A 13,524-nucleotide genomic window follows, 5' to 3' on the forward strand; every position below is an offset into this window, starting at 1 on the left:
CCCGCTACTGCGTCACACGGGGTTTCGTCGCGGTCTCCGTACGGGGACCGCACTTCCCCGACGGGCGAAGGCCGCCCAGCGGGGCGCGTGACCACGCGAGGACGTTTTCGTCCACTCGTTCCCGAGCCCCAGCCGCCACAGATGGCGACTGCCTGCACAGTAGCCGGGTGTAGCGCAGCAGGGAGAGGACTATCCAGTCCGAAAAACTCGCCGATCTGCGGTACGTTTGGAGAAGGCGGTCCCCTGCGGACAGCCAAGCGCCCGGCTGATTGCCGGGACCCCCGTCCAGGCTGCGCACACAACCGGTAGACCCCTCTCCACCCAAAAACGATCACTCGGAAAGGTTCGATATGCCGGGCTCCGACCTCTATGAGAAATTCATGGCGCTGCACACCCGCGACGGCGGCCTCGTCATGCCGAACGCATGGGACGGCCTGTCGGCGCTGATGCTGGCCGATGCCGGCTTCGAGGCGATCGCGACGTCATCGGCGGCACTCGCCACCACGCTCGGCCGGTCCGACGGGCGTCACGAAGTCACCTGTGGTGAGCACCTTGAGCATGCGCGGCTGCTCGGCCGCCTCACCGGGCTGCCCGTCAACGGGGACTTCGAGGACGGCTACGGCGACACGCCCGAAGACGTCGCCGCGACCGTGGAAGCCGCCGTCGAGTCCGGCCTGGCCGGTATCGGGATCGAAGACACCTCGGGCAATCCCGATCAACCGATCCGCGACTTCGACGAGGCGGTCAACCGCATACGGAGCGCCGTCGAGGCCGCCAAGGGGCGCATCGTCGTCACCGGCCGCACCGACAACTTCATCCAGGGGCGGCCCGATCTCGACGACACCATCCGGCGTCTGACGGCCTTCGCGGAGGCTGGCGCGGATGTGCTCTACGCCCCTTACCCACCCGACTTCGACGCGCTCGTCGCGATCGTCACCGCCGTCGCGCCGACACCGGTGAACGTCCTCATCTCGCCGGCGGACGAGGTGCTGACCGTCGCCGAACTGCAGAAAGCCGGGGTCAAGCGCATCAGCGTGGGTCCGGCGCTCTACACCCACGCGATGGAGGCACTCGACCAGGCCATCAAGGCTCTCGTCGCGGGTGACCTCACCACCGCGACGACAGGAATCAGCTTCGAACGCATCAGCGAACTACTTGCCCGCGGAACGAACTAGCCCAATTGCTGCGCATCACCGCTCCTCACACCCACTCATCGCGAGAAAAAGGCGGATTCACGTGAATCTCGACAAGCTCATGAACAAGCATCTCACCAGGTACTTCGACCCCAGCAAGACCATTCCGGGGGAAACCCTTCAGCAGCTGCTGCGGTTCCTGCGCTCCGCGCCGTCATCGGTGAACGTGCAGCCCAACCACTTCTACGTCCTGGCCACGCCCGAAGGCAAGGAGCGGCTCGCCGACAACCTGGGCGAACGATTCCGGGACAACGCCGAGAAGATCCTCAACGCGTCGCACACCATCATCCTCACCACCCGGGCGGATCTGCCCGACACCCACCTCGAAGCGGTGTTCGCAAAGGAGAGGGCCGATGGCCGGTTCCCTGATCCATCCAAGCAGGAGTTGTGGGAATCCATGACCCGGGACTTCCTCAACCTTCGAAACTACGGCTACAAGGACCTGAACCACTGGATGGAGAAGCAGACCTACATGGCGGTGGGCCTGACCATGATGGCGGCCGCCGAGCTCGGCGTCGAGGCCACGCCGCTCGAAGGGTTCGACCCGACCAGCGTCGACAAGGCCTTCAAGATCCGCGAGAACGGACACACCACGACGGTGCTGCTGGCCCTCGGCTACCCCGACCCGGAGAGGGTGTACACCACCCCGATCTCGCGCTTCGACCCGGACCAGCTGTTCACCTTCGTCTAAAAACCCACCCGGAAACCAAAACCCACCACACCTACCAGGAAGAGCCATTTCGATGAAAGCCATTGTGGTCACCGACCAGGCCGCGGGAACGGCCGGAATGACGCTGACGGAGCGGCCTGAGCCGCTCCCGGCGATCAACGACGTCATCGTTCGGATCCACGCATCGGGCTTCGTCCCCACAGAGATGGAGTGGCCGTCCACCTGGGCCGATCGTGCCGGCCGTGACAAGACACCGTCGATCCCCGGCCACGAGCTGGCCGGAGTGGTCACCGCTCTCGGCTACGGCACGACGGGGCTCTCGGTCGGGCAGCGGGTGTTCGGCCTCGCCGACTGGCACCGCGACGGCACCCTCGCGGAGTACGTGGCGATCGAAGCACGCAACCTCGCACCGCTGCCAGGCGACGTCGACTTCACGGTGGGCGCGTCCCTGCCGATCTCAGGTCTGACCGCGTGGCAGGGCCTGTTCCAGCACGGTCGCCTCCAGGCCGGTCAGACGGTCCTCGCCCATGCCGCAGCCGGGGCAGTCGGGACGATGGTGACCCAGCTCGCACGTGAAGCCGGCGCTTACGTCATCGGCACCGGACGCGCCGCCGACCGCGACAAGGCGCTCGACTTCGGCGCGCACGAGTTCGTCGACCTCGAGAACGACACGCTGAAAGACGTCGGCGGCGTCGACCTGGTCTTCGATGCCATCGGTGGCGACGTTCAAAAGCAGTCCGCCGCCCTGGTCAAGGCCGGAGGAACACTGGTGTCCATCGTCGGCCCGGTCGAAGCGCGGCCCGCTGACGGCCTGGCCATTGACTTCGTCGTCGAAGCCGATCGCCTCGAACTCGGTGAGATCGTGCAGCGGGTGCGGGACGGACGGCTGCGGACCAACATCGGCAACGTCGCGAGCCTCGACGATGCCATCGGCGCCCTCAACCCGACCACCCGACGCCTCGGGAAGACGGTCATCCGCGTCCTCCCGTAGGTGGTGGACGGCCCACCGTCCGAGCGGCAGGTCATGGTCCTGATCCACGCCACGGCCATCGGCCACCGACCGGCGCAAGGACCCGAACCGACAGAGGAGTCAATCACCTTGGACGGACAGGAACTGCAGAAGATCGCGCGCGACTACACCGCGGAACTGCCCGGCACCGACCAGGAGCATCGTTTCGGCCCCGACTGGGAGCTCCACAAGGTGGGCGGCAAAGTCTTCATGCTCATGACCGACATACCCGGACGCCCCGTCCTGATCCTGAAAGCCGATCCTGACGACGCCACAGCCCTGCGTGAGCAGTACGCGGGCATCACCCCCGGCTACCACATGGACAAGAGGCACTGGATCACAGTGGAAGGCGGAGACACCATCGACGACAAGCTGGTGAAGGAACTCGTGACCGACTCCTACCGTCTCGTGGTCGGCGGGCTTCCCAAGTCCAAGCGACCCGTGGATCCACACACCTACGACCGCCACGCCTGACCCTCGCCCCACCCATCCTGCGACGCAGCGTCGCAGCAGTCATCTGGAGCCTCCCATGCGCGTTTTCGTCACTGGCGCCAGCGGCAGCATCGGCTCCGCTGTCGTTCCCGAACTCATCACCGCTGGTCACGAGGTCCTCGGCCTCGTCCGCTCCGACGCCGCGGCCACGGCCGTCGCCGCCGCCGGCGGGACGCCGCTCCGCGGCGATCTCACCGACCTCGACAGCCTCCGCGCCGGCGCCGCGCAGGCCGACGGTGTCATCAACCTGGCCTTCAGCAACGACTGGAGCAACTTGGAAGAGGGCATCGACGAGGAAGCACGTGCCGTGCAGACCCTCGCCGCCGCACTCGAAGGCAGTGGCAAGCCGTTCGTGCATGCCGGCCTCACGCCGATGGTGCCGGGCCACACCTCCACCGAGGAGGACCGCGACACCACCGACGGTCCGGTCGGTGGCCGCGGCCGCACTTCCGACGCGGTGCTGACCCTGGCCGCCCAAGGCGTCCGGTCCTCCGTCGTGCGGCTGCCGCGCTCCGTGCACCAACGCGGGTCGGCATACGGCTTCTGCTCGGTGCTCATCGCCGCCGCGCAGGAGACGGGCGTGTCAGCGTACGTCGGCGACGGCACGCAGCGATGGCCGGCGGTCAACCTGCTTGACGCCGCCCGGCTGTTCCGCATCGCACTCGAGGACGCTGCGCCGGGCACGGTCCTGCACGCGGTAGCCGACGAGGGCGACACCATGAGGTCACTGGCCGAGGCCATCGGCGGCGTTCTCGCGGTGCCGGTCGAGTCGGCGCCGCCTGAGCGCTTCGGCCTCATCGGTCGCGTGTTCGCCCTCGACATGGCATCGTCGAGCGCTCTGACCCGGAAACGGTTCGGCTGGGGGCCCACCCACCCACGCCTGATCGACGACCTCGCTGCCGGCGACTACCCCGCCCTGGGCTGAACCGCGTCAACAACGCTGCGGGTCAATACATCTAGCGGGCGTCCACATGCACGCGCTGTCCGAACTCACCGAGCGACACGGTGCCATGGCAGCCGTGACCACTGCCAGGGTCAAGGGTGTCCTGGCGGAGGTCACCCGATCGATCGGTCAGGTTCCCGAGGACGCCCGGGAGCCGCCGCGCCTGCGGCACCTGCTCGCGCACTACCTGGGCGAGAACGGCGACCACGACGCCGCACTCGAGCAGTTCCGGCTCATCGGCCCCTGGTGCGGTGCGGAACCCTGGACCGACAAGGCCGACCCGGTCGCCGCCTTCCAGCTCGCCCGCGGCATCGCGGCCGCCAAGGCCGCGAACGGCAAGCTGCCAGCCGACGGGGACGGCGCCACCAGGTGGAGCCGCACCGGTGGGTGACGGCCGGTCAGGCCGGTGCGCCCTGGGCGGCCGATGAGTCGGTGAACGGCCCCCTGGCGGGCCTGTCGCGCGCCTCTCCCTCCGGGCGTCGCGGTAGGCCCGGACAAGGCGGCAACTTCCACGTTCATGAGCGGGACGGCGACGGGCGACCCGGGGTGCACCGTCCCTTGCCGCCTCAGTGGGCGAAGTCCCGCAGCACTCGGCGGCCACGCCGAACCCGAGCGGCACGTGTACGCCGTCGGCCCGCCCCGGATCCCCCGTGTTCTGAGACCTGGGGCCGCCCCCAACGGGGCCTTTCTCGCGGCGACCCCTTCTCGTGAAACAGAGCCACTCGTCGCCGACCGGGGCGTCGGGCCGCCGTCGCCGCTGAACTCGACAGCCGTCCACGCAAGACGCTCGGCTGGGAAACCCCAGCCGAGCGTCTGCGGTGGGTGCGAGCCCTGGACCGTGGTTCCGGCCCGAGCGTGGGCTACTTCGTCAGGTAGGCGTCGACGATGGTCTCGTCGACGGTGTTGCCCTGCTTGTCCACGGCTTGGGCCTTGAACGAGACGCTGCCGCCGGCCTTGGGGTTGGTGATCTGAACCCGGCCGTCGCACACGCGCAGCTTCTGCCAGTGGGCTCCCTTGTCGTAGGAGGCCCACACACTGAGGGACTTGAGGTTCCTGCCCGCGGCGGTGCCGCGGACGGTCACCGGGACCCACACCTTCGCCCGTGCCTTGCCCGTGTTGTCGAGGGACAGGGCGGGGGTGAAGCGCACGACGGAGGTGGGGAGCTTGGTGATCCCCGGGGCGTACTCGGAGGAGAACGTCCAGCTCGTGGTCATGCTCGTGGAGACGTCGGCGACCGTGCCGCGGTTGACCGAGACGGTGAGCCGGTAGTCGGCCCGCTCGTTCTCCGCGATGTAGAAGACGTCCATCGGGTAGATGCTGGAGTTGACGAGCTCACCGTTGCGGTAGAGGGACGTTCGCGCGCTCTCGATCGGCGAGTTGTTGTCGCTGATGTTCCCCTCGCTGTCGGAGAACAGCGGAAGCCGTCCGTCGATCGCCTCGTCCGCCCGGAGCAGCCCGATGAGTCCGGCGCCCTCGGGGAGATCCGGTCCGAAGACACCGACGTTGAACACGTGCTGGTAGGAACGTCCGGGCTTGAACGTCCTCGGAAGTGCGTCATAGCTCGACTCGTACGAGTCGTTCGCGTCGACCTGCATGAAGCCCAGCTGCCACGAGGTGTTCCCCGAGAGCAGGTGCAGGGTGCCGGTGTAGGGCAGGGCGTGCACGGTCCCGAGTCCGGCACCGCCCTCGGTGCCCGGCGTGATGAATCCGAACTTGCCCTTGGCGGGTGCCCCGAGCTTCGCCTCGACCTTGGCGAACTCCCTGGACTTGGCGTGGTGGGTGAAGCCGGTGAGGTACCTGTCGCCGGTCGGCTGGTACACCAGGTGGTACTCGTCGTGCCCGTTGACCCCGGTGGAGAAGGTGGTCATGAGCTGCTGCGTCAGCCGGTCGCCCGCGGCCGCCTTGGGGCCCAGGTGGCCGGTGCGGTACTGCGCGAGGGAGTTGGTGAAGACTCCGTAGCGGGTGCTGTACCCGTCGGCCAGTTCGATGCCCGCGCTGAAGAAGCCGAGGGCCGGCTGGGCGGAGCGGTCGGGGACGGTGATGTCGAGCGGCTTGGCGGTGCGTGCGTCCACCGTCACCACGGTGTCCTGGGTGACGTCGAGGTTGGGCTGGTTGAACCAGTCACCGCCCTGGTCGTACGAACCCGCCGGGTCGACCCGGACCATGCTGTTGAGGAAGTACCGGCCCTTGGGGACGCGTACCGAGTGCGTCTCGCCGCTCAGCACGGTGTTGGCGCCCTTGGCGGGCCCTTCCAGGCCCTGCAGCTGAGCGTCCCAGGCGGGCGCAGGCGCGGGCTTGCCCTTGCGGTCCAGGGCCTTGACCGTGACGGTGTACATCTCCGACTCGCGGTCCACGGCCAGCGCGGTGCCGAGGGTCTGCCCGTCGCCGGTGGCCGTGACGCGTCCGGTGAAGGCACCGGTCGTGTCGCCGCCGAGGCGGGTGTCGGCGGTGACCTTGACCGTCGCCTCGCCGTGCGCCGGGACGGTGACCTGGTCGTCGGCGGTGAACATCCCGGCGGGCGCGGCGCTTCCGTCCGGTCCGGTGGCGTCCACGGTCAGCTTCAAGGTGACCGGGGCGTCGCCCGTGTTCCGGTACGTGAGGTCCTTGGTGAGCGGCTGGTCGTCGGTGTGCGGCCACTGCGCGACACCGTACGAGAGCGACGTGTCGCGGGCGACGACGCTCTGCTTGATCGCCTTCCGCAGGTCGACCCGGCCCGAGCCCTGTTCGAAGGGCGTGTAGCCGAGAGGCGTCGTCGAGGAGACCAGCGCGTCCTTGATGTCGTCGCCGGTCCAGTCGGGGTGCTGCTGGGCGAGGATGGCGGCGGCGCCGGCGACGTGCGGGGTGGCCATCGAGGTGCCGTTGAGGGCGATGTAGCCGTCCGCGACGGAGGGGGCGACACTTGCCAGGTAGCTGTCGTGCGCGGCCGCGGCCCCGATCGCCACGCCGGGCGCCGTCAGATCCGGCTTGATGCCGCCGTCACCGACGCGCGGGCCGGTGCTGGAGAACGAGGCCAGCTTGTCCTGCTTGTCCACCGCGCCGACGGTGAGGGCCGCCTCGGCGCTGCCCGGCGAGCCGACCGTTCCCGATCCCTGCTCGCCGTTGTTGCCCGCGGCAATGACGAAGAGGGTTCCGCTCTCGGCCGACAGCCTGTTGACGGCCTCCTCCGCCGGATCGATCTCCGGGGAGTCGTACGCGCCGAGGCTGAGGTTGACGACGTCGGCCTTCTCGGCGACGGCCCACTCCATGCCCGCGATGATCTGCGACATGCTGCCGCTGCCACCGTCGCCGAGGACCTTGCCGCTGAGGATGCGGGCCCCCGGCGCCACACCCTTGTACGTGCCACCGGACTTCGCGCCGGTGCCGGCCGTGATGGATGCGACATGCGTGCCGTGACCGAACCGGTCCTCGGTGTCCGGCGAGTCGGAGAAGTTCCGCTCCTCGACGACCTGCCCGGCCAGGTCGGGGTGCGTGGTGTCGACACCCGTGTCGAGAACGGCGATACGCGTACCGGCGCCGTCGAAACCGGCCGCCCACGCCTCGGGGCCACCGATCTGCGGGACGCTCTTGTCCAGGCTCGCCTGGACGACGCTGTCCAGCCACACCGAGGCGATACCCGGTGCGACGGCGCGCTTCATCGCGTCGGCGGACCCGCTGGTGACCGCGGACCACAGTTCCGCGCTGCCGTTCGCGGGCGCGGTGACGGCGTCGGCATTGACGCTCGACAGGGTGCGCCGGACCTCGGCGCCACCGCTGGAGCGCAGGGCCGTCCTGGCCGCCGGACGGGCCGCGTCGTACATCACGATGAGCCGCAGGTCATGGCGGTCCGAGTAAGCCGGCGCGCTCAGCGTGGTGATGTCGAACAGACGCCGGTCCACCCGACCGCTCTGGACGAGGTCCCGGGCGTCGTCGGGCACGGCGTAGGTGTGGCCGTCACGGGTCTCCACCCGGATGGGTATGTCCTCGCGGCCCTTGGCGGGACGCGCGGCGACGATCTCGCCCTTCGCGTTCACCGCGATCCGGTCACCGGTGATCAGCGGGATCCACCGGTGCACGCCGGTCCCGGCCGGAGTCCCCTTGACCGCGGGGCCCGTTCCGAAGGCCGAGGCCGACAACGGCGTGGCCGACGATGCCGTGCCGGTGGGCGTGGAGAGTGCCACGGACACCGACGGGGTAGCGGCGACCAGCAGCATGCTGATTCCCAAGACCGTGCCGATCGCAGGTCTCTTGGACGTGAATTTCACGGTTTCCTCTCGTTCATTCACCCCGCGCCAACACGTGGGTTTCACGGTGGACTTGGGGTGCGCCGCACAGCGAAGCACCCGCCCCGAGAGGGTGTCAACGGGTTGATCTTGGATGGCGAGCCAGCAAACGGGTCACCAACTGATGAATTATGACCGGCATTAGCGCATTTTTCGCCCGCAAGGCATCCGCTGTCCGGCAAGGCAGGCACAGACGGCGTGCCACCTGCCGCGATGCATACAACGAGACACTGGGCGCCGGCCACCCGTGCACGAGGGTCGGCGGTCCTCATCCCGCCCTCGTGGCGAATCTTTCCGGAATTCAAAATGTCCGCCCGCCCCATTCGGTTCGGCCGGATTCGAAGGGCCGCCATCCGCTGAGGGCGCGGACCTGGCGATAAGAGGCCCAACAGTCAGCGAGCGACTCACGCTACCGAAGGAATTTCGGCAGGTTCGGACTGCCACCCTCACGGCAGTCATGACAGACGCCGTCGGCTATCCCGGCCGTCGTATTCCAGAGTCCCATGCGCTTGTCACGGCTGCCTCCACCCGCGAGGCCGTCTACGTCCGGCTGAAGCGCGGCCGGCACACCAACCGCCTCTACCTGGCACACGGCCTGCTGCATTACGACTCAGCGAAGTCGGTGGGGGTCGGGCCGGCACAGCGCTCCGCTTGGCCATTCGGAGACACGGCCGTCTCGGTCGGCCCCACGGCTGGGTCAGCCCGGCTTGACCGCCAACGTCGCAAAATAGTGCGACATGTATGGAGCGGATGCGTTGGATTGGTGCGGCGCTTCCGCCAAGCCGGTGAGGACGAACCCCGCGGCGAGTTGCCCGCCGATCTGGTCGGTGAGGGTGTGGCTGTATTCGAGAGCGGCATCCGCGCCGAACTTCGTGGCGCGTTCCTCGGCGGAGTACTGCGTGACATCGCTGTAGGGCAGCTTGTGCACGACGATCAGCTCGCCGCGCTCGTCGAGCGCCTCGTGGTCGAACAAGTACACATCAGGGTTGAGGAAGCCCACGAGCAGGGTTCCGCCCGGTCGCAGAACGCGGAAGCACTCACGCCACACCGGTGCCAAGTCCGGTACGAACAGGTTGGAGACCGGTTGGAATACGACGTCGAATGTTGCGTCGCCGAAGGCACTGAGGTCGCGCATGTCGCCTAGGACGGTGCGCAGTTCGAGTCCGTCGCGCGCCGCCACCATCTGGTCCTGGCCGAGCTGGCGGGGTGAGTTGTCGAATACGGTGACCCGCGCCCCTGCGGCGGCGAGGATCGGACCCTGCTGGCCACCGCCGGAGGCCAGGCACAACACGTCCTTGCCGGTCAGGTCCGTCGGCAGCCAGGAGCGGTCGACCGGCTCACGCCCGATGAGAACGATCGACCAGTCGCCCATGCGGGCGCGCTCGACATCCTCGGCACTCACCGGCCTCGACCACTCGTTGCCCTCTTGGACATACTTGTCCCAGGCCGCCCGATTGTGGGCAACGGGGTCGACAACAATGTCCTGCACGTTCAGCTCCCTGCTACAGCCAAGCGGACACCTGCGGTACTCACAGTTCGGTGCCGCCAGCCAACACGATTACAGGGTGCGGGCTCAACGAAATTTGCGGGCATCGAGGTGTCCACGGGCTCGACGGGTGGTCGCGCAGCGGGCGCGTAAGCGCTGGTTGCCGGGGTTGCGGAAGCCGTAGGCGTCACGGGCGAGGGTCTTGACCTGATTGGTGCCTTCGGAGCCGGCGTTGGTGATCCCGGTGTGCAGGAACGCAAGGATCTCTGGCCGCCATGTCTCGACGGTTGTGGCTAGGCGTATGGAAAGTTGATCTTCGGTGTGAGCGGGGTCCGTCGCGGGGGTGGCGCCCGGCGGCCGCCTTTCCAACACTGGTGACGTACAGACGACGGGGGGGGCACGGACATGGCGACGCGCACAGAACCGGCGCAGGCACCGCTACCGGAGCGGCGGCCGGAGCTGGACGCGATCCGGATGCTGGTCGTGATCGGGCTGGTCTTCTTCCACTCGGCGCTCGTATTCGCTGCCGACGACGACTTCTACGTCAAGAACGCCGAGACCACAGAAGCCATCATGATCATCGCCGGGTTCGGGGTCGTCTGGGCCATGCCGCTGCTGTTCCTCATCTCCGGCCTCGGTGCCTGGCACTCGCTTCGGCGCCGCGGCGCGGGCGGCTTCGCCAGGGAGCGGCTGCTGCGGCTCGGCGTTCCGCTGGTCTTCGCGACCCTCGCGCTGAACCCGCTGCCGCAGTGGCTGCGGCTGCGCTCGGCCGACGCCGACCACCACGAGTCGTACCTCGGCTTCCTGCCCCGCTTCTACGACGTGCACCTGGAGCCCGAAGAGTTCCCCTTCCTCGTCCAGGGCGAGCACTTCGAGACCGGCCATCTTTGGTTCGTCGTGCTCCTCCTGGCGTTCTCCCTCATGCTGGTGCCGTTCCACCGGTGGTTGCCGCGCGAACGCGTCCGCCGCATCGGCGACCGGATGGCGGAGGCGACCCTGCACCGGCGCGGCGTCGTGTTCCTGCCGGCCCTCGCCTTCGCGGCGATCTGTGCCTTCGCACGGCTGGAGGAGGACTACGCGGGCTGGCACCGCTGGTCGTACCTGCTGTTCTTCGTTGCCGGCTTCGCGCTCGCCTCCGACGACCGCTTCCGCACCGTGATGCGGCGCGACGCCGGGACCGCAGCCTGGCTCGGCGCCCTGCTGTTCGCGGCAGCCGGCCCCGGCTTTGCCCTGGCCGACGAGCCCTTCACGGAGATGACCGCCCTGGCCACCGCCTCACGGGCGCTGTTCGGTGCGGCTGGATGGTGCCTGGTGGTCGCCATCCCAGGCCTCCTCGACCGTCGGCGGCTGGAGCAGCCGCGTGCGGCGCCGAACCCGAACCCGAACCCGACGACGCGTCGGCGCCTCTATGGCTATCTCGCCGCAGCCGTGCTGCCGCTGTACGTCCTGCACCAGCCGATCGTGGTCGCCGTCGCGTACTTCGTGGTCGGCTGGTCCGCGCCGATCCTGGTTGAGTACGCCGTGCTCGTGGTGATCGCCCTCGCCCTCACCCTCACCACGTACGAGCTGCTGGTCCGCCGTACGCGGGCGACGCGCTTCCTGTTCGGGATGCGACCCTAGGGGCGTCTCGGATGTGCTGGTCACAGCCCTGGTCGGCCTTGTCCGGGATGGTGCGGCGAATGCCACGTCTGCGCAGGTAGGCGCGGTTCTTGCGGGAGGCGTACGCCTGGACGATGAGGATCACTCCTGGCGTCCGGATGCTTCCACTGGCCGGCAAAGGGACCCGGCCGACCGGGTCAGGATCCTCGACCCTCGACGTGGGTCCAGTGTGGCCAGCCAGGCGGCAGGTGCGGTGGTTGCGTCGCAGTGGCGGAAGCCGTGCCGTAGGAACAGTTCACCGCTGCCTGTGGTCGCGGTGAACACGGGTTGCGTTCCGGTTTGGGAGAGCGCGGCCCGCAACAGGGCAGAACCGATGCCGCGGCCCTGGCTACCGGGTGCGACGCAGAAGTTGTACAGGACCGCGGCAGCGCAACCGGCTCCCTCAGGACCTGCCTGCCGAAGACTCCTGTCGGCGGGCGATCGTTCCTGGTAGCGGTGCACCGCAACACAGCCTTCGACCTCCCCTGCCTCGTTCTCGGCGACGAGGAAGTCTCCCGCATGACGGGCATAGTGGCCGAGCGGGCGCTCTCGCAGCGCGCCGCCGGGGACGAACGCCGAGGACAGCTGATGCAGAGCCCAGGTGTCCGCAAGGGTGGCGGTCCGCACCGCGCCCGGACGGCCGAGGCGGCCGGTGAAGTCGGGCGCGGCCGTGGTCAATGCCGTCTCGCTCTCATGACGTTGGGGGAATGCAGAGGGTTCACGAACTTTGCGAGGGGACCGCCCTCCGGCACCTAGGTCGGGCACCTTGGCGCAGGCAGTGATCGATCTGTTCACCGGTGATCGGCGCGGCACCGACGGGAACCGCCACGGGCCAGGGCCATGAGGTGTGCGAGCCGTTGACCGATGTCGGCCGCGCTGCGGGCCGGGGAGTGGAAGGCCACCCGGACGTCCTGGTGCCCCCGGGCGTACTCGCACCGCAGGGTGAGCCCGTGGCGATCCAGTGCGATCGGGCGCAGATGAACGACGTCTTGCAGGACGTTGCGGTCGACGAGCCTGCCGAGTTGGGCCATCACATCGCTGTGGTCCCGGTCGAGATGGGTGAGCAGCGCTGTCTCTCCGATGGCCAACGGGTCGGTCTGCGCGGCAGACAGTTCGTCGAGGTCGACGCCGACGGTCGTCCCGTCCCGTTCGATGGCGGCGCGGGCCGGATCGAGACGGAGGACAAGCACCTCGGGCGCATCCTGGATCTCGGCTGGAGTGAGGAAGCCGGCAAGGGACACGCGGGCCCGGACCCGGTCGCGGACCGCTGTGGGGGCGAGGTCGGTGAACTCGACCAGACTCGCGAGAACGCCACGCGGGGTGAACGCGGCTTCGTCGGCGAGCAGGCTGTCCGAGGGGACGTGCAGTCGCAGCGTTCCGCTGCTGTCGACCGTGTGCATGGACATCAGGTCGTAGCAGTCGCCATCGGTCGTAAGACTCAGGGAGTCGGAACGTGCCAGGACCGAACGGATCCGCTCCGCGTTGGTGGGGTAGGCCGCCTGGACGAATGCAATGGCCATCAACGCTCTCCTTAGGTTAGCCTCACCTAAGTTAGCATGCGCAGCTGGTGCGTCCTGGAAGAACCACGGCGCCCAATCGATGGACGGCAGCGGCCCGGCACGGCCCGCGACGCGCCGACCTGGCCGGCGGCCAGAGGGCTCTCGGCCCGGGCCTTCATCAGCTTTGTGTGCCGCTACCAACCCGGTGCAGCGACAGGCCCCGCCCGCGACCGCGGCCCGCGGCTGTTCGCCCGGGACATGGGCTGGGGGACCTTACCCTCGCAGGTTCGCAGCCCGGCCCCTTCAGCGACCACGGCCCGGTCCCCGTCGTGGGG

Annotated in this window: 12 protein-coding genes; 7 read left to right on the plus strand and 5 right to left on the minus strand. The window is 68.6% G+C overall.

Translation table 11 applies throughout. From position 1 onward, the window contains the following. Positions 1-380: 380 nt before the first annotated feature. The 6 genes from PV350_RS02355 (at position 381) to PV350_RS02380 (ending at position 4,698) form a co-directional block, all read left to right on the plus strand. Positions 381-1,175, plus strand: a complete 795-nt coding sequence (locus PV350_RS02355) for an isocitrate lyase/PEP mutase family protein (protein ID WP_499510081.1) — start codon at positions 381-383, stop codon at positions 1,173-1,175. 61 nt (positions 1,176-1,236) lie between these two features. Next, positions 1,237-1,884, plus strand: a complete 648-nt coding sequence (locus tag PV350_RS02360) for a nitroreductase family protein (RefSeq protein ID WP_499510082.1) — start codon at positions 1,237-1,239, stop codon at positions 1,882-1,884. A 52-nt stretch (positions 1,885-1,936) separates the two neighbouring features. Next, positions 1,937-2,854: an NADP-dependent oxidoreductase gene (locus PV350_RS02365; protein WP_499510083.1), complete on the plus strand. Its 918-nt coding sequence runs from the start codon at positions 1,937-1,939 to the stop codon at positions 2,852-2,854. Between the two features lie 108 nt (positions 2,855-2,962). Next, positions 2,963-3,346: an MmcQ/YjbR family DNA-binding protein gene (locus tag PV350_RS02370; RefSeq protein ID WP_499510084.1), complete on the plus strand. Its 384-nt coding sequence runs from the start codon at positions 2,963-2,965 to the stop codon at positions 3,344-3,346. Positions 3,347-3,401: 55 nt separating this feature from the next. Next, entirely contained in the window at positions 3,402-4,289 is an 888-nt protein-coding gene (locus PV350_RS02375; RefSeq protein ID WP_500332675.1) for an SDR family oxidoreductase, read from the plus strand. A gap of 94 nt (positions 4,290-4,383) precedes the next feature. Continuing rightward, a complete protein-coding gene (locus PV350_RS02380; protein WP_499510086.1) occupies positions 4,384-4,698 on the plus strand; it encodes a hypothetical protein in 315 nt (104 codons plus the stop codon). A gap of 469 nt (positions 4,699-5,167) precedes the next feature. Here the strand turns inward: PV350_RS02380 and PV350_RS02385 are convergent, their stop codons facing one another. The 3 genes from PV350_RS02385 to PV350_RS02395 form a co-directional block, all read right to left on the minus strand. Beyond that, on the minus strand, positions 5,168-8,548 hold the full coding sequence (locus PV350_RS02385; RefSeq protein WP_500332676.1) for a S8 family peptidase: 3,381 nt from the start codon (positions 8,546-8,548) through the stop codon (positions 5,168-5,170). A gap of 715 nt (positions 8,549-9,263) precedes the next feature. Then, the gene (locus PV350_RS02390; protein ID WP_499510088.1) at positions 9,264-10,055 is read right to left on the minus strand and encodes a class I SAM-dependent methyltransferase; all 792 of its coding nucleotides are present in this window, start codon (positions 10,053-10,055) and stop codon (positions 9,264-9,266) included. Between the two features lie 84 nt (positions 10,056-10,139). Continuing rightward, the gene (locus tag PV350_RS02395; RefSeq protein ID WP_500332677.1) at positions 10,140-10,424 is read right to left on the minus strand and encodes a transposase; all 285 of its coding nucleotides are present in this window, start codon (positions 10,422-10,424) and stop codon (positions 10,140-10,142) included. 33 nt (positions 10,425-10,457) lie between these two features. On the opposite strand from PV350_RS02395, the gene PV350_RS02400 reads away from it, so the two are divergent. Beyond that, positions 10,458-11,672 carry an acyltransferase family protein gene (locus PV350_RS02400; RefSeq protein WP_499510090.1) on the plus strand — a complete coding sequence of 405 codons (1,215 nt, stop codon included), beginning with the start codon at positions 10,458-10,460 and terminating at the stop codon, positions 11,670-11,672. A gap of 120 nt (positions 11,673-11,792) precedes the next feature. On the opposite strand, the gene PV350_RS02405 is transcribed toward PV350_RS02400, so the two are convergent. Together PV350_RS02405 and PV350_RS02410 are read right to left on the minus strand one after the other, a co-directional pair. Continuing rightward, on the minus strand, positions 11,793-12,368 hold the full coding sequence (locus PV350_RS02405; RefSeq protein ID WP_499510091.1) for a GNAT family N-acetyltransferase: 576 nt from the start codon (positions 12,366-12,368) through the stop codon (positions 11,793-11,795). A gap of 113 nt (positions 12,369-12,481) precedes the next feature. Next, the gene (locus tag PV350_RS02410) at positions 12,482-13,210 is read right to left on the minus strand and encodes a DUF2470 domain-containing protein (RefSeq protein ID WP_500332678.1); all 729 of its coding nucleotides are present in this window, start codon (positions 13,208-13,210) and stop codon (positions 12,482-12,484) included. Positions 13,211-13,524 lie beyond the last annotated feature (314 nt).

This window comes from Streptomyces sp. PA03-6a, from assembly GCF_033792765.1.
Lineage (GTDB): Bacteria > Actinomycetota > Actinomycetes > Streptomycetales > Streptomycetaceae > Actinacidiphila.